Below are 20,975 nucleotides of genomic sequence, written 5' to 3' on the forward strand. Positions count from 1 at the left end.
ACGCGGGAGCTTGCGGCATGATCTGCAAGTGCGCTCGCGCTTCGCGCTCACCTCGAGGTCAATCATGTCTCCCGAAATTCCACCTGCACCCGCCGACGCAGCCTCACGCCGGGCGGCCAAACCGACTGTCGTCTACCCCGCCGGTTCAATGCCAAGGCCTGATATGGCCATCCTGGAATCCGCGCGGCAGACGATGGTCAAGACGCAGGAGATCGCGGTGCCGCCGCGCGATGCCCGCGCGTTTCACGTCTCGCGCGGCCAGTTCTTCCGCATCGTCAGCATCGAGGGCCCGCAGGTCGGCGATCTCAATCTCTGGAATGCCCACGATCTCTCCGAGCGCTTCTTCAGCGGCAAGACCCGCGCGCTTCACGCAACGCATGTCGGCGCTGGCGACCGGCTCTGGAGCACCATGCCGCATCTGCGGCCGATGGCGACCATCAGCCATGACACGCTCGGCTGGTACGGCTTTGACGCGGATGGCGCCGGCATCCACGACGTGATCGGCACGCGCTGCGATCCCTACACGAACCTGCTGCTCAATGGCACGGCTTACGATTTCTGCTGTCACTCCAATCTGTCGCGCGCGCTGGCTGCCGAACTGAAGATGGACGCACGTGCGGTCGAGCATCACGTCCACGACGTCCTCAATGTCTTCATGTGCACCGGCTTCACTGGGGATACGCACCAATATTTCATGAAGGCCAGTCCGGTCCGTCCCGGCGACTTCATCGAGCTCTTCGCGGAGATCGATCTGCTTGGCGCCTTGTCGGCCTGCCCGGGCGGCGATTGCAGCGCGACCCATTCCAGCGATGTCGCGGCCTGTTATCCGCTCAAGATCGAAATCTTCGAGCCGGACCGGACGACGCTGGACGCCTGGAGCTGGCCGTTGCCGAATACCTACGATCGCGGCCATGGGAGTGATCGCTAATCGCCGGGAACCAAAGCCGCTGTCCGCGCGTCATTGACGGGTTCCCTTGGCTCCTGCCGATGGCAGGAGCCGGAGACAACCGGAAGGGGGAGATCATGAAAGCGCTCTTCGTCACAGCTTTGCTCGCCGCGACCGTTGCCGGCATTGGTCTTGCCAGCGCCGCCGATGGATGTGGCCCCGGCTGCCGCACCACCGTCTCCGGGGCGTGTGTCGTCGATGGATGGGGGAGCGGCGCGCGCGGCTGGAACGAGTGCCCGGCGGGCGCACAGCCCCGGCCGCCCTGTCCATCCGGCTACACCTGGAGCCCGCGTAAACGCGCCTGCTTTGCCAGCTATTAGCATTGCTTCTCGCCAAACGACTGTCTGGCCAGCCGTTGGCTCGGTGCGATCGCGCTTGGCTAAGCTGCTTTGCTCGAAATCAGGACCGCGACCGATCGCGGGCCGACGCCGTACGCGTTGGAGATGTATGGCTGTGCGCCCGCCTCCTCGACGATATCGTTCGGACTCTCCAGCGACGTATCCACCACGCGCTTCCAGATCGACGACGTCGGGAGTTCGAAGCTCAGTGCTTCCCAATACGCATTGAACATCGCGAAAATGTCGGCACCGCCCGTCGACGCGCCGCTTAAGTGGAGCGCCAGCGAGCGCGAGCCGCTGCCGAGATCGGGATCGCCGTCTGTGCCGTGCCACGTGCAGTCGGCACCCCATCCCGTGCTCCCAGCGATCACCGGATGCGCCTTGCGCAAGCCGATCATCATGCGGAAGAAGCGGAGCACGTCGGCGTTGGTTACAGTGAGGTCCCAGTCGAGCCAGGTGGTCTCGTTGTCCTGGTCGTAGACGTTTGGATTGCCGTTCTGGCTGTGCATGAATTCGTCGCCCGCAACGAACATCGGCACGCCATTCGACAACATCAGCAGGCAGCAGAAGTTCTTGACCTGCCGCTTCCTCAGCGCGGCGATCTCGGCGGGCACGTCTTTCGTGCCCTCGTAATCGCAGCCCCAGCTGCGCTGGTCGTCGTTGGTGTAGCTGACGAGGTCGCACAGATTGAGCCCGTCGTGGCAATCGACGAAGTTGATGCTCTGCGTACGCCGGTCGGCATCAGTGAGCGTGTCCGGAAACAGGTCCGTGCTGCCGTAGAGGCGGGTCATGAGATCGGCGACCAGACCACCATCGCCCTTGACGAAGCCGCGGACGGTGCTGCGGAAATGATCGTTCCATTGGCACCAGGAGCGGCCCGGAAAGGCACGGCCCATCTGATAGCCGCCGCCCGCGTCCCACGGTTCTGCGATCAGCCTGACATCCGCGAGATCGTGATCTCCGGAGATTTCCACCACGATCGGCGGATCGTCGGAATTGAGCGATCCATCCTCGTTGCGGGCGAAGATCGAGGCGAGGTCGAAGCGGAAGCCATCGACGCCGATCGATGTCGCCCAATATCTGAGACTGTCGACCACCATCAGCCGCGGCGCCGGATGTGCGGTCCTGAGGTCGTTGCCGCATCCGCTGAAATTGACGTAGCTGGAAAAGTCGGTCGGCGACAGCGCGTAGTAGGTCGAGTTGTCGATGCCGCGGAAGGAATAAGTCGGACCGCCTTTGCCCATCTCCGCGGTGTGATTGTAGACGACGTCGAGCAGCACCTCGATGCCGGCCTTGTGCAGCTCGTCGACCATGGCGCGAAATTCACGAAGCGCCCCTTCCGGCGTGCCGGCCACGCTGTAAGGCGTGTGCGGCGAGAAGAAGTTGAGCGTCATGTAGCCCCAGTAATTGTTCGTCCCCGGCTCGAACTGGTGCACCGGCATAAGCTCGACGGCAGTGATGCCGAGTTCCTTCAGGTACGGGATTTTTGCGACGACGCCGGCAAAGGTGCCGCGCTGCTCTTCGGTGACGTTCGAATTGGCCCGTCGCGTGAAGCCGCGCACATGCATTTCGTAGATGATCAGCTCGTGGTTATGGCGTGGCGCCGGCGGCCGGTCGGGGGGCGGGGCCGTCGCGCCATCAGCGAGCAGGCCGAGCGGCGCCTTGCCCGCATTCGATCCGGGCACCATCGCCGCATCACGGCTGAAGGCGGGCGGGAAGAACACGCCTTTCGCATAGGGATCGAGCAGGATCTTGTCGGGATCGAAGCGCTGCCCGCTGGCGGGATCGAAGGGACCATCGACCTGATATGCGTAATATTTTGCGTCCGCGATCACATCGGATGGCACCCGCATGTGCCAGACGCGGCCGGTCTTGTTGACTGGAAATGTGAAAGGCAGAACGCGAAGCGGTGTCGCGAACTCGCCGGCACGAAAGAGCAGGAGCGTGACCGCGGTCGCGTGCTTGGAATAGAGTGCGAAATTGCAGCTCTGGTCCGCCTCGTTGCGGGAACAGCCGAGCGGCCAGGGCAAGCCCTCGCTGCCTTCCAGATCCGCCATGACGATCTCCAATACACCTGCCGACGGCTGGCTTCATGCTCACATCAAGAGGGCGTCTTGCGGAGATAAGAGCCCACCGGGATGACAATGTCGAGACCGAGGGATAACAGCGTACTGCTCACCTCAGGTTCGATTTGTGCGAGGCTTTGCCTCGGTGGCACGGCGAGCCGTTTCGTGTCATATTCCGAGCCAGGCGGCCGGTGCGCGTCGGCAGTTGCGGCGCCAATCAACCAACAAGCGCTGGAGGAGCGTTGGGGATGTCGAAGCGGACGACGGCCGCGGTCTGGGTGCGGAGCATCGCGGAGATGCTCGCCGCCGAGGGGCTGGATGTCGCGAGCCTGTTTGCGGCCGCCGGCATCGATCCGCACGAACTCGAAGGTTCGAGCGCACGGCTCTCCACCGAGAAGATCAGTCATCTCTGGGAGCTCGCGGTCGAGCGTTCGAAAAATCCGGTCCTGTCGCTCGCGCAATATCAGATGGCGCGACCGGCGGCGTTCGACGTCGTCGGCTACACCATGATGTCATGCGCCGATCTGCGCGGTGCTTTCGAGCGGTTGAACCGCTATCTGCTCATCCTCAGCGACGCGCTGACAATGAGCATGACGGAAGAGGGTGATTGCTGCCGTATCGATTTCGTGCTGTTCGGCGGTAACCGGCCGATCCCGCGCCAGCGCATCGAGTTCATCTTCGTCACCGTGATCGGCTTCTGCCGCTGGATCGCGCGCAGTGACGTCAATCCGCGCGCCATCGCGCTGACCTATCCCCCGCCCGCGGATATCTCGCCCTATCACGCCGCGTTCCGCTGCCCGGTCACGTTCAACGCCGAGCGCAACAGCGTCGTGCTCGCGCGTAGCGACATGAACCTGGCGCTGCCGACTTTCAATCCGCAGCTCGCCGAGCTGCACGAGCGTTATGCCGGTGAATATCTGCGCCACTTCGATCACGCACTGACCAGCTTTCGCGTGCGGGAGGCGATCGTGCGGCGGCTTCCCGACGGCGAGCCGCGGCGAGACGATGTCGCGGTCGAGCTCTGCATGAGCGAGCGCACGTTGCAGCGGCGGCTGGAAGAGGAAGCGACCTCGTTCGTCCAGCTTTTGGACGATACGCGGCGAGAACTGGCGGACCAGTATCTCGGACGCCTGCATCTGTCGCTCGGGCAGGCAGCCTATCTGCTCGGCTTTGCCGACCAGAGCAGCTTCTTCCGAGCCTGCCGGCGCTGGTTCAAGGCCTCGCCGGGCGAATATCGCAATCGCCTGCTGCACGGGGTACCGGCAACCTAGTTAGCGCGTGCGATCGAACCCGAATGCTTAAATCTTTGCTAAGCGGTTCGGGATAAATTGGCATTTCAGCATTCTGCCAATTCATGCGAGCACCAAGATGTTTTCCCGCATCAGTTTCAAGCTTGTCCTGATTGTCGCCATCAGCCTCCTCGGCATGATCGTGCTGGCGCCGATCGCGCTTTACACCATGCGCGCGCAGATGGTTGCCGACCGCCAGGCCAAGACCCAGCAGATGGTCGACGTCGGCTATGGCATCCTGTCGCACTACCAGAAGCTCGAGAGCGAGGGGACGCTGACGCGCGAGCAGGCGCAGGCCGCCGCTCAGGCCGAGATCAAGAGCCTGCGCTACGACAAGGTCGAGTATTTCTGGATCAACGACATGGCCCCGAAGATGGTCATGCATCCGATCAAGCCCGAACTCGACGGCAAGGATCTCTCCGGCATGAAGGACCCTGCGGGCAACGCGCTGTTCATGGGTTTCGTCAACGTCGTGAAGGGGCAGGGCGCGGGCTTCTACACCTACCTCTGGCCCAAACCGGGCTTCGAGCAGCCGGTCGCGAAAATCTCCTATGTGAAGGGCTTTGCGCCGTGGAGCTGGATCATCGGCACCGGAATCTATCTGGACGACGTCGACGCCGTGTTCCGCCAGACCGCGATGACCTTCGCATGGGTATGTCTTGCCGTGTTCGCGCTGGTTCTCCTCGCCTCCTTCGTGATCGGCCGCAGCGTCACCAGGCCGCTCGCGAATATCACCGCGCTCACGGAGCGGCTCGCGTCCGGCGACAGCGCATTCGACGTGCCCTATACGAATCACCGTGGTGAAGTCGGCGGATTGGCCAAGGCGCTCGCCGTGTTCAAGGACAATGCCGCGGCGGTGCACCGGATGCATGCCGAGCAGCAGGAGCTGAAGCAGAAGACGGACGCCGAGAAGCGCAAGGTGATGGTCGACCTCGCCGGCAAGTTCGAGGCCAGTGTCCAGGCCGTGGTCCGCGACGTCTTCAACGAAGCGCAACAGATGCAGCAGGCCGCGCAGGGCATGTCTGAAACCGCCGACAAGGCGAGCGCGCGTGCGAGCATCGTCGCCGATGCCTGCCAGCAGGCTTCGAGCAACGTGCAGACGGTGGCCTCCGCCGCCGGCGAGCTATCGTCGTCGATCACGGAGATCAGCCAGCGTGTCGCGCAAGCCGCACAAGTCGCCGACAAGGCGGCGGCCGACGGCCAGCGCACCAACGACACCGTGCAGGGGTTGGCCCAGGCGGCCCACAAGATCGGTGAGGTCATCGACCTCATCAACCAGATCGCCTCGCAGACGAACCTGCTCGCGCTCAACGCCACCATCGAGGCGGCGCGCGCCGGCGAAGCCGGCAAGGGTTTTGCCGTGGTCGCAAGCGAGGTGAAGTCGCTGGCGAGCCAGACCGCGAAGGCAACCGACGAGATCGGTGCGCAGATCTCGGCAATCCAGGCCGAGACCGATCAGGTGGTCGGCAACATTCAGAGCATCCGCGCGACCATCATGGAGGTCAACGAGATCTCCTCCTCGATCGCAGCGGCCGTGGAAGAACAGGGCGCCGCGACGCAGGCCATCGCGCGCAGCGTGCAGGACGCCGCGTCCGGCACCAACCAGGTCTCGCAAAACATCTCCGGCGTCACGGAGGCAACCTCCGAGACCGGCCATGCCGCAGGTCGGGTGCTGCAATCGAGCGGCCGGCTGACGCAGAAGCTGCAGGCGTTGCAGCACGAGGTGACGACCTTCGTCGCCGGCGTAAGGGCAGCGTAGGACTCTACTCCTTCATCGTCACCCTGAGGTGGCCGCTAAGCGGTCCTCGAAGGGCGACGGCCCGGCTGTTGCCGCGAGGACATCACAGTGCGCTGCTATACCTCGGCCGCTCATCCTTCGAGGCTCCCAGCGCAGTGCGAATGCACTGCGCTGCTTGCGCCTCGGGATGACGGTGTGAGGTCGGTACGCAGGGAGAGACCGTTTATTCCGCGTCGCGGCACCGGGCCCGCGTCACGCTTGACTCCACCCCCGCTTGTCGTTGACGTCCTTCCATGCCTGCCGCAAATAGGCGCGGTGCACGGAGGCCCGCTCAAATGTCGTTCCGAAAGCTCCTGATCGCCAATCGCGGCGAGATCGCCATCCGCATCGCGCGGGCCGCGGCGGATGCCGGCATTGCGACGGTGGCGATCTTTCCTGCCGACGATGCGCTGTCGCTGCACGTCCGCGTCGTCGACGAGGCCGTTGAGGTTCCCGGCCGCGGGGCGCGTGCCTATCTCGACATCGAAAGCGTGGTGAAGGCTGCGAAGGGCGCCGGCTGCGACGCCGTGCACCCCGGCTATGGCTTCCTCAGCGAGAACGCCGACTTCGCCAAGGCTTGCGCCGCCGAGGGCATCGCCTTCGTGGGACCGAAGGTGATCGCGCTCGAGCTGTTTGGCGACAAGGTCGCCGCGCGGCAGCTTGCAAAACGCTGCGGCGTGCCGATTATCGCCGGCACCAGCGGGCCGTCCTCGCTTGGCGAGATTCAGGCGTTCTTCGACTCGCTCGGCAAGTCCGCCGCGATCGTGATCAAGGCGATGGCCGGCGGCGGCGGCCGCGGCATGCGTATCGTGGAGAAGGCTGCGGATCTGGCGGAGGCCTATGCGCGCTGCCAGTCGGAGGCGAAAGCGGCCTTCGGCTTTGACGGCGTCTATGCCGAGCGCCTGATCCGCAAGGCGCGCCACATCGAGGTGCAGATCATCGGGGACCATCATGGCGCGATCAGCCATCTCTGGGAGCGCGAATGCACCGTTCAGCGCCGGCACCAGAAGTTGATCGAGGTGGCGCCCAGTCCCTCGCTCAGCGACGGCTTGCGCGGCCGCATCATCGAGGCGGCAAAGCAGCTCGCCACGCACGCGGGCTACGACAATCTCGGCACCTTCGAGTTCCTGGTCGATGGCGCCACTGAAGACAGCTTCGCCTTCATCGAGGCCAATCCGCGGCTTCAGGTCGAGCACACAGTGACGGAGGAGGTGCTGGGCGTCGATCTCGTCCGCGCGCAGCTTGCGGTCGCCTCCGGCGCCTCGCTCGCTTCGCTGGGCCTCGACCAGGCTTCGATCCCGACGCCGCGCGGCCACGCCATGCAGCTCCGTATCAACATGGAGACGCTGGACGAGACTGGTGCGACGCACCCGACCGGCGGCGTGCTTGCGGTGTTCGAACCGCCCTCGGGCCCTGGCGTGCGCGTCGATAGCTTTGGCTATGCCGGCTACAAAACCAGCGCCGCCTTCGACTCACTGCTTGCCAAGGTCATCGTCCATACGTTGGGTGAGGCTTGGCACGACGTGGTCGCGAAAGCCTCGCGGAGCTTGCGCGAATTCCGCATCGATGGCGTCGTGACCAACATCCCCTTCCTCCAGGCGGTGCTCGCTCATCCCGACTTCAGGACCAATCGTATCGCGACCGACTTCATAGATCGCAATGTCGCAAAGCTCGTAGAGGCGGCCGACGGCGCGGCGCGGCCGCTGTTCTTTGCACCGACTGACAAGTCCGGCGATCACGCGGCGCAAACCCACGTGGCGCAGGAGGTGCCGGAGGGAACGGTGATGGTCGCGGCGCCCTTGCAGGGCACCGTCGTGACGATCCAGGTCAAAGAGGGCGAGATCGTGCGGCCCGGCCAGCAGCTCGCGGTGATCGAATCCATGAAGATGGAGCACCTGGTAATGGCCGAGCAGGGTGGCCGGGTCATGAGGCTCGTGGCCGGCGACGGCGTCACGCTGCTGCATGGCGAGCCGATCCTCTATCTCGAGCCGCTCGACGTCGCGGCCGACAGCGCTGCCAAGGAAGCCGAGATCGATCTCGATCACATCCGCCCCGATCTCGCCGAGATGTTGTCGCGCCAGGCCAACACGCGCGACGAAAATCGCCTGGCGTCCGTCGAGCGCCGCCGCAACACCAATCAGCGCACCGCGCGCGAAAACGTTGTGCAGCTCGTCGACGACGGCTCTTTCATGGAATATGGCAGCCTCGCCATCGCCGCGCAGCGTCGCCGCCGCAAGCTCGACGATCTCATCAAGAACACGCCGGCGGACGGCCTGATCACCGGCGTCGCAACCGTAAATGCGGACAAGTTCGGCCCCGATGATGCGCGCTGCATGGTGGTCGCCTACGACTACACCGTGCTTGCGGGCACGCAGGGCCACATGAACCACAAGAAGATCGACCGCATGCTGACGCTCGCCGAACAATGGCGCATGCCACTGGTGTTTTACGCCGAAGGTGGCGGTGGGCGGCCCGGCGACACCGATCGTCTCGGCATGACCGGCCTCGATGGTCCTTCCTTTTTGCAATTCGCAAGGCTTTCCGGCCTCGTGCCTGTCGTGGGCGTTGTCTCAGGCTATTGTTTTGCGGGCAATGCGGCGATGCTTGGCTGCTGCGACGTCATCATCGCCACCAAGAATGCCTCGATCGGCATGGGCGGGCCGGCCATGATCGAAGGCGGTGGTCTTGGCGTCTATCATCCCGCCGAGGTTGGCCCGGTCTCGTTCCAGTCCCCGAACGGCGTCATCGACATCCTCGTCGAGGACGAGGAGGAAGCAACGCGCGTTGCGCAGACATATCTGTCCTATTTCCAGGGCGCGGTGAGCGGGTGGCAGGCGGCCGATCAGCGCCTCCTGCGCCGCGCGATCCCCGAGAACCGGCTGCGCGTTTACGACATCCGAAGCGTGATCGATCTCATCGCCGACAAGGGCTCCGTTCTCGAACTCCGCCGCGACTACGGCGTCGGCATGGTCACCGCCTTCATCCGCATCGAAGGCAGGCCGTTCGGCCTGATCGCCAACAATCCCCGCCATCTCGGCGGCGCGATCGATGCGGATGCCGGCGACAAGGCGGCGCGCTTCCTCCAGCTCTGTGACGCCTTTGACATCCCGATCGTCTCGCTCTGCGATACGCCCGGCTTCATGGTCGGCCCGGAGGCCGAGAAGACCGCGATCGTGCGCCACGTCTCGCGCATGTTCGTCACCGGCGCGAGCCTCTCCGTCCCGCTGTTCGGCATCGTGTTGCGCAAGGGCTATGGTCTGGGCGCACAGTCGATGATCGGCGGCGGCTTCCATGCCTCCTTCTTTACCGCGGCTTGGCCGACCGGGGAATTCGGCGGCATGGGTCTCGAAGGTTATGTGCGGCTCGGCTTCCGCAAGGAGATGGAGGCGATCGTCGACACGGTCGAGCGCGAAACGTATTATCGCAACAAGGTCGCCGAGCTCTACGCCAACGGCAAGGCGGTCTCGATTGCCTCGGTGTTCGAGATCGACAACGTCATCGATCCCGCTGAGACGCGGCGGTGGATCATGGCGGGCCTGCGCTCCGTGCCGAAGCCGCCCGAGCGCACGACCAAGAAGCGCCCCTGCATCGACGCGTGGTGAGCAGGCGCAGCAACGGCAGCGTGCCGGTTCCCGATTGACATTCTCGCCTCAGCGACGGTCATGTCGGGACCGGACGATCGAATCAGAGGACGTGGTTTGTCATGACGGAAGCTGCCTATGTTGCGGTTGATTGGGGCACGACGAGCTTCAGGCTCTGGCTGATCGACCGTGACGGCCAGGTTCTGGCTGAGCGCCGCAGCGGCGAGGGCATGATGGCGGCGGCGAAGACTGGCTTTGCCACCGTGCTGCAATCGCATCTGGATGCGGTCGGGGCGGGAAGCGAGCTGCCTGTGCTGATCTGCGGCATGGCCGGCGCCCGCCAGGGCTGGGTCGAAGCCGGCTATGTCGATACCCCGGCTCCGCTCGCCGCGATCCTCGCGCGCGCGGTTCCGGTCGCCGGACAGTCGCGCGACATCCGGATTCTGCCGGGAATTGCGCAGCGTGACGCCGGCGCGCCGGACGTGATGCGGGGCGAGGAGACCCAGTTGCTCGGCGCGCTTGGTCTTGAGGCCGCCGGCGAGGCGCTGGTCTGCATGCCCGGGACGCATTCGAAATGGGTGAGCGTCAGCGGTGGAACGGTCGCACGTTTTGCCACCTTCATGACGGGCGAGCTGTTCAGCGTCGTCTCGCGCGAGACGATCCTCTCGCATGCGGTTACTGGAGCCGATGATGCTGAAGACCGCGAGGCGTTCAGGTCAGCGGTTGCGGCTGGGTTCAAGACCCCGGCATCGGCAGCCAACCTTCTGTTCCAGGTGCGGTCGCGGCAGCTCCTGTTCGGCGGCACGCCGGCCGCGGCGCGCGAAACCATCTCGGGCACCCTGATCGGAATCGAGCTCGCGGCAGGGCTCGCCCACGGCCGGCCGCAGAGCGGTATCAGACTGGTTGCATCAGGGCGGCTTCAGATGCTGTATCGGCTGGCGTTTGAAACACTTGCGGTGGCGGTTGAGCCAATCGATGCCGACGAGGCAGTGCGCAGCGGCCTTGCGATGGCGGCGCGCGCCATCTGGACGAGATAGAAGGATTTTTTGCATGAACGTGCCATTTCCGACGATGAAGCGTCCGCTGGTCGCAATCCTGCGCGGCGTGAAGCCCGACGAGGCCGACGGCATCGTCAGCGTGCTGATCGAAGCCGGCATGACTGCGATCGAGATTCCCTTGAATTCGCCCGACCCGTTCCGCTCGATCGAGATTGCGGTCAAGCGTGCGCCCACTGGCGTGCTGGTCGGCGCCGGTACTGTGCTCACCACCGCCGATGTCGACCGGCTGAATGAGGCCGGCGGCAAGCTGCTGGTGGCCCCGAATGTCGACACGCAGGTGATTGCGCGTGCGCATGAGCACGGCATGGTGACCATGCCCGGCGTGTTCTCGCCGACTGAAGCGTTGCTGGCCGCACGCGCCGGCGCATCGAGCCTGAAATTCTTTCCAGCCAGCGTGCTCGGCGCCGCGGGGATTGCCGCGATCCGCGCCGTGTTGCCGGCAAGCGCAATGATCGCTGCTGTCGGTGGGGTCTCCGAGCAGAATTTTGCCGAATATGTCAAAAGCGGCGTGCGCGCCTTCGGCCTCGGCAGCAGCCTCTACAAGCCGGGCATGACCGCGGCCGATGTCGCCGCGCGCGCCAAGGCGACAATTGCGGCCTACGATCTCGCAATTCAGGACGCGTGAGAGCGGAGCGTCAGCTTCGTCTTGCCGAGGGCCACACCAGCCGCTCATGGCGGCGCGCAAAGCGCTGCCAGTGCAGCACCGCGCCGACCAGCAGCGCAGGCACGAAGCCGAGGATGATCAGGAAGTTTGGCAGCGGCTTCGGCGAGATGAACTCGATGGCGATGTCCGAGATCAGCCACAGCGCGGCGAATAGCACGGCAAAGTCGGTTCGCGGAAAACGCAGGTAATAGAAGATCGCGGTGATGATCACAGCGGGTCCGATTGCGACGCCGATCATGACCGCGGTCAGCTCTTTCGGCGTCAGCGCGTCCAGCACCATCGACGCCAACAGCCATATGGCGGCGAACATGGCGATGATGTCGATCGGATGCCGCACTGCGGTTCCTCTGGTGGAAGCCGCGTTATCGTTGTGGCGCTTGCGCCGGCCGTCAAGCCCCCAATGCGCCTATTCTTCCTCGCTTCCAGGCGTCGGCCGCAGCATGAAATGACCGAAGGCGGACGCGATCGGCTTGTCCGGGTCGTCCTGCCATGCCCTTGCCTCGAACGCGACGATGCGCCGGCCCTGCTTGACGATCGAGACGTTGGCAAAGCTGTCGAGCGCGCGGCCGGAGCGCAAATAGTTGATCGTGAGTCCGATCGGCTTGGGCGGCCTGGAGATGCCGAGCTCGCGTGTCACGCCGACGATTGCCGTGGTCTCCAGGAATGCGCCGGTCATGCCGCCATGGATCGCGGGCAGGATCGGGTTGCCGATGATCTTCGGCGAGAACGGCATCATCAGCGTGCCGTTATCCTGGAAGCGGATGCCGAGGCAGCGCGCGAAGGGGCTATTGGCGAAGGGGCCGGCCGGATCCTCCGGTGCGTCCAGCGTCGGGATGCTGCGCTGGTCCGTCGCGCGCTCGGCCAGCATGTTGGTGCGGTTGGCGCCGATCATGAAGCAGGCGGTCGCGGTTGCAACAGGGTCGTCCTCCGACTCTTGGTAGGCCGTCGCGCGCACGAAGGCGATCGAGCGCGTTGTGCGATAGCAGATCGAATGCGCTCGGATGTCGAGGCCGGGCGTGGCCGGCTTCTGATAGTCGATGCGCAGATCCAGCGTCGCGATCGCGTGCGTGCCGTCGAGCGCGAGTTGCACCGCCATGCCGCAGCACTCGTCCAGCATCGCTGTGACCACGCCGCCATGCAGCACGCCGGTTTCGGTATCGCCGACGAAGACTGGGCGGTACGGCAGGCTCGACCAGGCTTCACCAGGTGCTGCGCGGTCGAGCCTGAGCCCGCTGATATAGCCATAATCGGAGCGGCGTCCCCTAATGGCCTCGGCGAGCACGTCGAACGGAAGAGTCGTGTTTTGCGATCTGGACATGACCATATTTTAGACCGTTGTCGCGGCTCGCGCAAAAATCTCCTGCTTCATTCGGGGCTCGACAGGCGAGGACGAAGCAACGATGCTGCGGGATCATCTGTTTTGAGAACGACGAGGAACCCCATGGCAGACCCCGACGCGCCGGCGACCAGTTCAGGGGGCGTGACGATTTCGACAGGAAGCGCCGAGCGGGCGCCGTTCATCTATTTCGACGGCGTGTCCTGCTTCGGCCATCACAACGGCGCGATCCAGATCGAGCTCGCCGCGAACCTTTTGATGCCGGTGGGTCCGGGCGTCCGGGTCGACGTGATCCAGACCGGACACATCCGCTGCAGTCCTGCCGCCGCCATCGCCCTGCGCGAAGCGCTCGACAAGGCGCTCGCCATGATGCAGCAGGGCCAGCAGCAGCCGATGGAGACGATTCCGGCCATGAAGAATTGATCGCTTCGTAGGGTGGGTTAGCCCCGCGGCTGCGCGAAGCGCAGTCCGACGGGCGTAACCTACCACTTCTGTGCCCCGTAAATGGTGGATTACGCCTTCGGCTGATCCACCCTACGCAGGTCAAGCAGTCGCGCGCTCATCCCTTCGTCACGTGCACCTTCGGCTTCTTGCCGGCATTCCACTTGCCGTCGATGGCGCGCTCGATCTGCGCGGCGAGTTGAAGCAGCAGGCCGTCATTGGCCTGCTTGGCGATGGCCTGGATGCCGAGCGGCAGGCCGTGCTCGTTCTCGGCGAGTGGCAGCGAGATCGCCGGCATGCCGCAGAGGTTCGCCAGCGGCGTGAAGGCAAAATTGCGCCAGAGATTGCCGAACCAGTCCAGCACATCCGGATTGTCGGAGATCGTGAGATACTCCTTGGTGCCGACCTTCGGCGTCGGAAGCGCGGTGATCGGCGTCAGGATGACGTCCCACTGCTCGAAGAAGCCGCCGAAGCCGCGCGATGTCGTGTTGAACACCGCCTGCATTTTTGCCCGCTCGGCAAAGCTCGTGTGCCGGCCCGCCTCCCAGATCCGGATGTTCATCGGCTCGATCAGATCCTCCGGCGGCCGCTCCAGCCCGCGCGCGGCGAGCATGTTGGAGATCACGACGGCGAAGTTGGAGATGTAGCAGGTCGTCTGCGCGTCGAAAGCGGCGCGAAAATCGAGCTCGGGCAGGGCAAAGTCGACGTGATGGCCGAGGCCTTCGAGGAAGCGGCCGACTTTCTCCAGTTCGGCTGCGATGTGCGGCGTCGCGCGATAATCGCCCCATTGATGCGACAGCGCGATGCGGAGCTTGCCCGGATCGCGCTTGATCATATCGGTATAGGGCTGCGCCGTGGTCCAGAACGGCATGAACTCGCCGGGCGCAGGTCCCCGGGCATGATCGACGAAGGCCGCGGTGTCGCGCACGCTGCGCGACTGGCAGCCCTGGATCGAAACGAGGCCGGTGAGATCGGACATGTGCGGCGCGAGCGAGAACACGCCGCGTGACACCTTCAGCCCGATATTGCCGTTGACCCCTGCAGGAATGCGGATCGAGCCACCGCCGTCGGTCGCATGCGCAATCGGCACGATGCCGGCGGCGACCGATGCGGCGCTGCCTGCCGACGAGCCGCAGGTGGTGTAGTCGGTGTTCCAGGGGTTGCGCGTGACATAGACGGCCGGGTTGTCGGCGGAGCTGCATACCCCGAACTCCGGCGTCGTGGTGCGTCCGATCAGGTTCAATCCGGCCTGGCGGAATTTCGAGGTCAGGAAGGTGTCGGCGCCTGCGCGATTGCCGCGCATCAGCAGCGAGCCCATTTCCTGCAAGCGGCCTTTCATGGTGGGCCCGAGATCCTTCATCAGGAAGGGCAGGCCGGCGAACGGGCCGGTGAGGTTGGCGCCGTCCTTGGCGGGATCCGCGATCACGTCGTCGAACAGCTCGACCACGCCGGACAGCGCGGTATCGACCTTCGCCACCGCGGCCGCGGCCTGGCGCGCCAATTCGGCAGGCGTGAGGTCGCCCTTCTTGACGCATGCGGCCAGCGCTACGCCATCGTGTTGCGCCCATTCATTCCAGCTCATCGGCAAGGTCATGGCGATTCAATCCTCTCGTTCGGCGGCGAACATAGTTTCGCGAGAGGGTGTGTCAATCGACAGGACCCGCATGGCTGCGCCGCCGAATCCGGAGATTTTGCGGCGGTCCTGGCGGCACGCGCGCGTGACTAAATCCTGAGATTGAAGACCCTCGACGAGTCGCGCCGTAAGCGTTGACGACCGGGCAAATCGGGTGGCCCGGATTTCGCTTCGCTCCGTCCGGGCTACAAGTGCTCCGCGGCGCAAATGGCTTGGTTTGTAGAGCTTCGGAATCTCGATAGTCTGGAGCGTCGGCGCCCACGCTCGCAATGAAGGGCGCGCCAGCCGCGGCAACCAGCCGAATGTGGCGAGATCGCATCAGCGCAACAAAAAAATCCCTTGTCGACTGTTCGGTGTCGTACCTTGATGAATCAAGTCGGGATGGTCCATAAGCGGCGTCCCGCGGGCCGTCGGTTCGGTTCGCGTCGCGTGCTTTGATTAGAGGAAACTGGCGTGGCAAACATCAACCAGAAGATTGCGCAGGAGCTCGGGGCCCGGGAGGAGCAGGTTCAGGCGGCGGTGGAGCTGCTCGACGGTGGCGCCACGGTTCCCTTCATCGCTCGCTACCGCAAGGAAGCCACCGGTGCGCTCGATGACGCGCAGCTCCGCACGCTGGAAGAGCGCCTTGTCTACCTGCGCGAGCTCGAAGACCGCCGCAAGGCGATCCTCGAATCGATCCGCGAGCAGGGCAAGCTCGACGCGACGCTGGAGGCCACCATCATGGCCGCCGACAGCAAGGCGCGCCTGGAGGACATCTACCTGCCGTTCAAGCCCAAGCGCCGCACCAAGGCGGAGATTGCCAAGGAGGCCGGCCTCGAGCCACTCGCCGACCAGTTGATGGCGGAGCCCACCAACGATCCGAAGCTGGTGGCGGAAACGTTCGTCAACGCGGAGAAGGGCGTCGCTGATGCTGCTGCCGCGCTCGATGGCGCCCGCGCCATCCTGGTCGAGCGCTTCGACGAGGACGCCGATTTGATCGGGAGCTTGCGCGAGGAGATGTGGACCAATGCGCGGATGGCCTCCAAGGTGCGCGACGGCAAGAAGACCGAGGGCGAGAAATTCGCCGACTACTTTGAGTTCTCCGAGCCACTGACAAAACTCCCGTCGCATCGCATCCTCGCGATGTTCCGCGGCGAGAAGGAGGAGATCCTCGATCTCCAGATCCAGGCCGAGGCCGAAGTGCCGCCGGCGGGCGTGCCGAGCGCCTATGAATTGAGGATCATGAAACGGTTTGGCATTGCCGACCTCAAGCGCGCGGGCGACCGCTGGCTGATCGACACAGTACGCTGGGCCTGGCGTACCAAGATCCAGGTGCATCTGAATATCGATCTGCGCATGCGGCTGTGGAACGCGGCCGAGACCGAGGCCGTGCGCGTGTTCGCCTCCAATCTGCGCGATCTCCTGCTGGCCGCGCCCGCCGGCACTCGCGTCACCATGGGACTGGATCCCGGCTACCGCACCGGCGTCAAGGTCGCGGTGATCGATGCGACCGGCAAGGTGGTCGACACCACCGCAATCTATCCGCACGAGCCGCAGCGGCAGTGGAACGAGTCGCTTGCGACCCTCGGCCGGCTCGCGCTGAAGCATCGCGTCGAGCTGATTGCCATCGGCAACGGCACCGCCTCGCGCGAGACCGACAAGCTCGCGACCGAGCTCGTCAAGGGCCTGGCCGAGCTGAAGATGACCAAGATCGTGGTGTCGGAAGCCGGCGCGTCGGTCTATTCGGCCTCGGCCTTCGCCTCGCAGGAATTGCCGGGCCTGGACGTTACCTTGCGCGGTGCGGTCTCGATCGCCCGGCGCCTCCAGGATCCGCTCGCTGAGCTCGTCAAGATCGAGCCCAAGGCGATCGGCGTCGGCCAGTACCAGCACGATCTCGGCCAGGCCAAGCTCGCCAAGTCGCTCGATGCCGTGGTCGAGGACTGCGTGAACGCCGTCGGTGTCGACGTCAACACCGCCTCCGCGCCGCTGCTCGCGCGCGTGTCGGGCGTCGGTGCGGGCCTTGCCACAAGCATCGTGCAGCATCGCGACGCCAACGGTCCGTTCAAGTCGCGCAAGGCGCTCAAGGACGTGCCACGGCTGGGACCCAAGGCGTTCGAGCAATGCGCGGGCTTCCTGCGCATCCTCGGCGGCGAGGATCCGCTCGATGCTTCCGGCGTGCATCCGGAAGCCTATCCAGTGGTACGCAGAATCCTCGGCGCCACCAAGAGCGACATCAAGGCGCTGATCGGCAACAGCGACGTTGTCCGTACACTGAAGCCGAAGGACTATGTCGACGAAACCTTCGGTCTGCCGACCGTCACCGACATCCTGCGCGAACTTGAAAAACCCGGCCGCGACCCGCGTCCGGCGTTCAAGGCGGCGGTGTTCAAGGAAGGCGTCGAGGAGATCAAGGACCTCAAGAAGGGCATGATCCTCGAGGGCACGGTCACCAACGTCGCCGCCTTCGGCGCCTTCGTCGATATCGGCGTGCACCAGGACGGCCTCGTGCACATCTCGGCAATGTCCAAGAATTTCATCAAGGATCCGCGCGAGGTGGTGAAGCCGGGCGACATCGTCAAGGTGAAGGTGCTGGACTTCGAGGTCGCCCGCAAGCGCATCTCGCTGACGCTGCGCCTCGACGACGAAGTCGGAGCCACGAAGGACGCGCCCGGCATGCAGCGCGACAATTCGCGCAACTCCGGCCGCATGACCTCCTCGGCGCCGCGCAAGCAGGAATCCTCCGGCGGCGGCGCGCTCGCCGAAGCGCTGCGTCGCGCCGCTGAAAAGAGTGGCCGCGGCAAACCGGCGTAAGGCGAGCCGCGCAAATTAACTTCTGCGTTAGAATCTGGCGCATTTGTAAGTTGAAGGAGCCCGTCTATTCTCATCTCCTGAGCCTCCTCGGGCGGCGAGGCATGTCGCCGCACTGCAAGGAGGTTTTCCGATGAACAACAGGCTTCTCACAGGCCTCGTCGCAGCGGCAGTCGCCGCGACGCTGGCGGTTGCGTCGCCCGTCCTCGCACAACGCGGTGGCGGCGGCGGGCATGGCGGCGGCTTCGGCGGCGGTGGCGGCCATATGGGTGGTGGCGGCATGGGCGGCGGTGGCTTTCGTGGTGGTGGCATGGGCGGCGGTATGGGCGGCGCTCATTTTGGCGGCATGGGCGGCGCGCGCTTCGCTGGCGCGAGTTTTGGTGGCGCGCGCTTTGCCGGCGCACCGATTGCAGGCCGTGCGGCCTTCGCATCGCGCTTTGCAGGCAACCCAATGGCCGCCCGCGCTGCCTTCGTCGGGCCGCGCTTCGCCGGTGCCGGCTGGCACGGCAGGCCCTTCATCGGCCGCCACGCCTTCTTCTTCCGGCACCATCGTCGCTTCGCCTTCTTCGGCGCGCCTTTCGTCTATGCTGGCTTTTACGGTGGCTGCTGGCGGCAGAGCTGGACGCCCTGGGGCTGGCAGTGGGTCAATGTGTGCGGGGACGATTGGTACTAGCATCGCGTAACCGCACCGTTGTCGCGATCGCCGCCGGGCAGTTCCGCCCTGCCCCGGAACGGGATAGTCTGGTGGCGATCGTCGCAAGAAGTTGAGCCACGGGTTGAGCCATGAGCGGAGGTCACCGCCGCATTCTCGTCGTCGAGGACGACCTGGAGACCGCAGGCCAGCTCGCAGAAGAGCTGACGACCAGCGGCTACGAGGTCGATCTCGCCGCGACCGGCCGCGAGGCGATCAGCCGCGGCAGCGAGCGCGACTATGCCGTGATCACCATCGATCGCATGCTGCCCGACATCGACGGCATCACGGTGATGCGCCAGCTGCGCGATGACGGTATCGCGTCGCCTTTCCTGATCATCTCCGCGCTCGGCGAGGTCGACGACCGCGTGCGGGGCCTGCGCGCCGGCGGTGACGACTATCTCGTCAAGCCGTTCTCCTTCGTCGAGTTGCTCGCGCGCCTCGAAGCGCTCGGCCGCCGCAGCGAGACGATCGCCAAGGAGACGATCTTGCGCGTCGGCGATCTCGCGGTTGACCTGATCTCCCGCAGCGCCAGCCGCCGCGGCAAGAAGATCCCATTGCTGCCACGTGAATTCCAGCTGCTCGAATATCTCGTCCGCAACGAGGGCCGCGTCGTCTCCCGCGCGATGCTGCTCCAGCACGTCTGGGACCTGCATTTCGATCCCTCCACAAACATCATCGACGTCTATGTCGGCCGTGTCCGCCGCAAGGTCGACGACAGCCAGGCCTATCCGCTGATCCACACCATCCGCGGCATCGGATATTGCCTCCGTGCTCCTCGCTAACACGCTCAAATCATCGACGTTCCGCCTGGCGCTGATCGCGATCGCGGTCTTCGGCCTGATCGTCGCGGCGATCATCGCCTATGTCTACTATGGGACGCTCGCCTATGTGCAGAGCCGGGTCGGCGATGTCGGCGATCACGACGGCTTCACCGGAATGATCGAGCTTGCCATGATCGCGGTCGCCCTGCTGCTGCTGGTGCTCGCCGCGGTCGCCGCGGTACTGGTGACGCGGCGTACGGTCGGCCGCATCGAGCAGATCAACGCCACCAGCCGCGCCATCATGCTCTCGGGCCTTGACCAGCGCATTCCCTTGCGCGGCAGCCACGACGAATGGGACAGCGTCGCTGAAAACCTCAACCAGATGCTCGACCGCATCGAGACCCTGATGGGCGAGGTCAAGCAGGTCAGCGACAACGTCGCGCACGATCTGCGCACGCCGCTGACGCGCATGCGCGGCCGGCTGGAAAAGGCCTATCATGCCCCGCGCAACAGCGAAGCCGACGCTGCGCTGATCGGCGATACCATCGCCGACCTCGATGCCGTGCTCGGAATGTTCGCCTCCATCACGCGGATATCCGAGATCGAGACCCGCGCGCGCAAGGGCGCGTTCCGCGAGCTGAACCTCGTGGAGATCGCCGGCGAAGTCGTCGAGCTCTACGATGCCGCCGCCGAGCAGGTGGCAACCCGTCTCAATTTGACGGGCGACCGCGAGGTCAGGGTCACCGGCGACCGCGACCTGCTGTTCGACGCCATCGCCAACCTCGTCGACAATGCGATCAAGCATGGCCGCGCGAACGGGCAGGTGACCGTGATCTGCAAGTCCAGCGACGGTGGCGCGCTGATCTCGATCGAGGACGACGGGCCCGGCATCCCGAAAGATCAGCGGGACCACGTATTCAAGCGCTTTTACAGACTCGAGCAGAGTCGCTACACGCCAGGCAACGGCCTAGGCTTGAGCCTCGTCGCCGCGATCGTGCGGCTGCACGGTGCTGAGATCGTACTCCATGACAACGCGCCGGGGCTGACGATCCAGGTCCGTTTTCCGTCGTCCGCACTGTAGGCGTACAAATTTGCTGGAGCATGATCAGGAAAAGTGTGGAGCGGATGACGATTCATCCTAATCTCATGGCGTTTTAGGCGATGGCCCCGCTGTTCCCAGGAAGCAGAAGTGCGGTGAAATGCATCTTGCGCGGGTCAGCGGCGCCCTGTTCAATAGCGCTGGTTTGAACGAGGTTGCGATGCGCATGCTTCGTTGGACAATCCTCGTGGTCACGACGTTCCTGGCCGTCACCCCGGTCACGGCTCAACGCTACGACTCCAATTACCCAGTTTGCCTCCAGAAGTGGGGGCAGAGCGGTGCCACCTCCATCTACTGCGGTTATACATCATTGGACCAATGCAGGGCGACGGCGTCGGGACTCTCGGCTACGTGCTACGCCAACCCATATTGGCAGCAGGGGGATCAGACGTCACCGGGCCGCGTCCATCGATGACAAGGCCGCGTCTACTAATCTTACTGTGTCATAAAATCATCCGCACGGTACGTCTTTGGATGAGAGCAGTACAGCACGGACATCGTCGCA

17 protein-coding genes are annotated in these 20,975 nt (G+C 64.7%); 13 read left to right on the plus strand and 4 right to left on the minus strand.

Annotated elements, in window-relative coordinates; translation table 11 throughout:
* Window positions 1–64 precede the first annotated feature (64 nt).
* Together SO139_RS34900 and SO139_RS34905 are read left to right on the plus strand one after the other, a co-directional pair.
* A complete protein-coding gene (locus SO139_RS34900) occupies window positions 65–928 on the plus strand; it encodes an urea carboxylase-associated family protein (RefSeq protein ID WP_449382440.1) in 864 nt (287 codons plus the stop codon).
* A 95-nt stretch (window positions 929–1,023) separates the two neighbouring features.
* Window positions 1,024–1,266, plus strand: a complete 243-nt coding sequence (locus SO139_RS34905; RefSeq protein WP_449382466.1) for a GCG_CRPN prefix-to-repeats domain-containing protein — start codon at window positions 1,024–1,026, stop codon at window positions 1,264–1,266.
* Between the two features lie 59 nt (window positions 1,267–1,325).
* Here SO139_RS34905 and SO139_RS34910 read toward each other — a convergent pair whose 3' ends face one another.
* Window positions 1,326–3,341 carry a glycogen debranching protein gene (locus tag SO139_RS34910; RefSeq protein WP_449382439.1) on the minus strand — a complete coding sequence of 672 codons (2,016 nt, stop codon included), beginning with the start codon at window positions 3,339–3,341 and terminating at the stop codon, window positions 1,326–1,328.
* A gap of 257 nt (window positions 3,342–3,598) precedes the next feature.
* Between SO139_RS34910 and SO139_RS34915 the strand changes: the two genes are divergently transcribed.
* The 5 genes from SO139_RS34915 to SO139_RS34935 all read left to right on the plus strand — a co-directional run bounded on the left by SO139_RS34915 (window position 3,599) and on the right by SO139_RS34935 (window position 11,680).
* On the plus strand, window positions 3,599–4,621 hold the full coding sequence (locus SO139_RS34915) for an AraC family transcriptional regulator (RefSeq protein WP_449382438.1): 1,023 nt from the start codon (window positions 3,599–3,601) through the stop codon (window positions 4,619–4,621).
* Between the two features lie 97 nt (window positions 4,622–4,718).
* Window positions 4,719–6,398 carry a methyl-accepting chemotaxis protein gene (locus SO139_RS34920; protein WP_449382437.1) on the plus strand — a complete coding sequence of 560 codons (1,680 nt, stop codon included), beginning with the start codon at window positions 4,719–4,721 and terminating at the stop codon, window positions 6,396–6,398.
* A 314-nt stretch (window positions 6,399–6,712) separates the two neighbouring features.
* Entirely contained in the window at window positions 6,713–10,018 is a 3,306-nt protein-coding gene (locus SO139_RS34925; protein ID WP_498541443.1) for an acetyl-CoA carboxylase family protein, read from the plus strand.
* Window positions 10,019–10,119: 101 nt separating this feature from the next.
* Complete coding sequence (locus SO139_RS34930; protein ID WP_449382435.1) at window positions 10,120–11,034, plus strand: 2-dehydro-3-deoxygalactonokinase; 915 nt, start codon at window positions 10,120–10,122, stop codon at window positions 11,032–11,034.
* Between the two features lie 13 nt (window positions 11,035–11,047).
* Entirely contained in the window at window positions 11,048–11,680 is a 633-nt protein-coding gene (locus SO139_RS34935) for a 2-dehydro-3-deoxy-6-phosphogalactonate aldolase (RefSeq protein ID WP_474801794.1), read from the plus strand.
* A gap of 10 nt (window positions 11,681–11,690) precedes the next feature.
* On the opposite strand, the gene SO139_RS34940 is transcribed toward SO139_RS34935, so the two are convergent.
* Together SO139_RS34940 and SO139_RS34945 are read right to left on the minus strand one after the other, a co-directional pair.
* Window positions 11,691–12,056, minus strand: coding sequence for a hypothetical protein (locus SO139_RS34940; RefSeq protein ID WP_449382433.1), 366 nt, complete (start codon window positions 12,054–12,056; stop codon window positions 11,691–11,693).
* 69 nt (window positions 12,057–12,125) lie between these two features.
* Window positions 12,126–13,037: a PaaI family thioesterase gene (locus SO139_RS34945; RefSeq protein WP_474801797.1), complete on the minus strand. Its 912-nt coding sequence runs from the start codon at window positions 13,035–13,037 to the stop codon at window positions 12,126–12,128.
* A gap of 123 nt (window positions 13,038–13,160) precedes the next feature.
* Here SO139_RS34945 and SO139_RS34950 point away from each other — a divergent pair, with 123 nt between their 5' ends.
* Complete coding sequence (locus SO139_RS34950; RefSeq protein ID WP_449382431.1) at window positions 13,161–13,478, plus strand: hypothetical protein; 318 nt, start codon at window positions 13,161–13,163, stop codon at window positions 13,476–13,478.
* Between the two features lie 136 nt (window positions 13,479–13,614).
* Here the strand turns inward: SO139_RS34950 and SO139_RS34955 are convergent, their stop codons facing one another.
* Window positions 13,615–15,090, minus strand: coding sequence for an amidase (locus SO139_RS34955; protein WP_474801799.1), 1,476 nt, complete (start codon window positions 15,088–15,090; stop codon window positions 13,615–13,617).
* Between the two features lie 492 nt (window positions 15,091–15,582).
* On the opposite strand from SO139_RS34955, the gene SO139_RS34960 reads away from it, so the two are divergent.
* The 5 genes from SO139_RS34960 (at window position 15,583) to SO139_RS34980 (ending at window position 20,885) form a co-directional block, all read left to right on the plus strand.
* Window positions 15,583–17,919, plus strand: a complete 2,337-nt coding sequence (locus SO139_RS34960; protein ID WP_474801801.1) for a Tex family protein — start codon at window positions 15,583–15,585, stop codon at window positions 17,917–17,919.
* A 130-nt stretch (window positions 17,920–18,049) separates the two neighbouring features.
* Entirely contained in the window at window positions 18,050–18,589 is a 540-nt protein-coding gene (locus SO139_RS34965) for a hypothetical protein (RefSeq protein WP_449382428.1), read from the plus strand.
* A 110-nt stretch (window positions 18,590–18,699) separates the two neighbouring features.
* Complete coding sequence (locus tag SO139_RS34970; protein WP_449382427.1) at window positions 18,700–19,392, plus strand: response regulator transcription factor; 693 nt, start codon at window positions 18,700–18,702, stop codon at window positions 19,390–19,392.
* Window positions 19,379–20,452, plus strand: a complete 1,074-nt coding sequence (locus SO139_RS34975; RefSeq protein WP_449382426.1) for a sensor histidine kinase — start codon at window positions 19,379–19,381, stop codon at window positions 20,450–20,452. The genes SO139_RS34970 and SO139_RS34975 overlap by 14 nt, the downstream gene beginning before the upstream one ends.
* 184 nt (window positions 20,453–20,636) lie before the next feature.
* Window positions 20,637–20,885, plus strand: a complete 249-nt coding sequence (locus tag SO139_RS34980) for a DUF3551 domain-containing protein (RefSeq protein WP_498541444.1) — start codon at window positions 20,637–20,639, stop codon at window positions 20,883–20,885.
* Window positions 20,886–20,975 lie beyond the last annotated feature (90 nt).

Source organism: Bradyrhizobium sp. UFLA05-89 (genome assembly GCF_059803475.1).

Excerpts from the sequence above, each read along its gene's own strand:
- SO139_RS34955 (WP_474801799.1), bottom strand. The coding sequence starts at position 15,090 with ATGACCTTGCCGATGAGCTGGAATGAATGGGCGCAACACGATGGCGTA.
- SO139_RS34915 (WP_449382438.1), top strand. The coding sequence starts at position 3,599 with ATGTCGAAGCGGACGACGGCCGCGGTCTGGGTGCGGAGCATCGCGGAG.
- SO139_RS34925 (WP_498541443.1), top strand. The coding sequence starts at position 6,713 with ATGTCGTTCCGAAAGCTCCTGATCGCCAATCGCGGCGAGATCGCCATC.
- SO139_RS34935 (WP_474801794.1), top strand. The coding sequence starts at position 11,048 with ATGAACGTGCCATTTCCGACGATGAAGCGTCCGCTGGTCGCAATCCTG.
- SO139_RS34920 (WP_449382437.1), top strand. The coding sequence starts at position 4,719 with ATGTTTTCCCGCATCAGTTTCAAGCTTGTCCTGATTGTCGCCATCAGC.
- SO139_RS34930 (WP_449382435.1), top strand. The coding sequence starts at position 10,120 with ATGACGGAAGCTGCCTATGTTGCGGTTGATTGGGGCACGACGAGCTTC.
- SO139_RS34945 (WP_474801797.1), bottom strand. The coding sequence starts at position 13,037 with ATGTCCAGATCGCAAAACACGACTCTTCCGTTCGACGTGCTCGCCGAG.
- SO139_RS34950 (WP_449382431.1), top strand. The coding sequence starts at position 13,161 with ATGGCAGACCCCGACGCGCCGGCGACCAGTTCAGGGGGCGTGACGATT.
- SO139_RS34900 (WP_449382440.1), top strand. The coding sequence starts at position 65 with ATGTCTCCCGAAATTCCACCTGCACCCGCCGACGCAGCCTCACGCCGG.
- SO139_RS34910 (WP_449382439.1), bottom strand. The coding sequence starts at position 3,341 with ATGGCGGATCTGGAAGGCAGCGAGGGCTTGCCCTGGCCGCTCGGCTGT.
- SO139_RS34980 (WP_498541444.1), top strand. The coding sequence starts at position 20,637 with ATGCTTCGTTGGACAATCCTCGTGGTCACGACGTTCCTGGCCGTCACC.
- SO139_RS34970 (WP_449382427.1), top strand. The coding sequence starts at position 18,700 with ATGAGCGGAGGTCACCGCCGCATTCTCGTCGTCGAGGACGACCTGGAG.
- SO139_RS34905 (WP_449382466.1), top strand. The coding sequence starts at position 1,024 with ATGAAAGCGCTCTTCGTCACAGCTTTGCTCGCCGCGACCGTTGCCGGC.
- SO139_RS34965 (WP_449382428.1), top strand. The coding sequence starts at position 18,050 with ATGAACAACAGGCTTCTCACAGGCCTCGTCGCAGCGGCAGTCGCCGCG.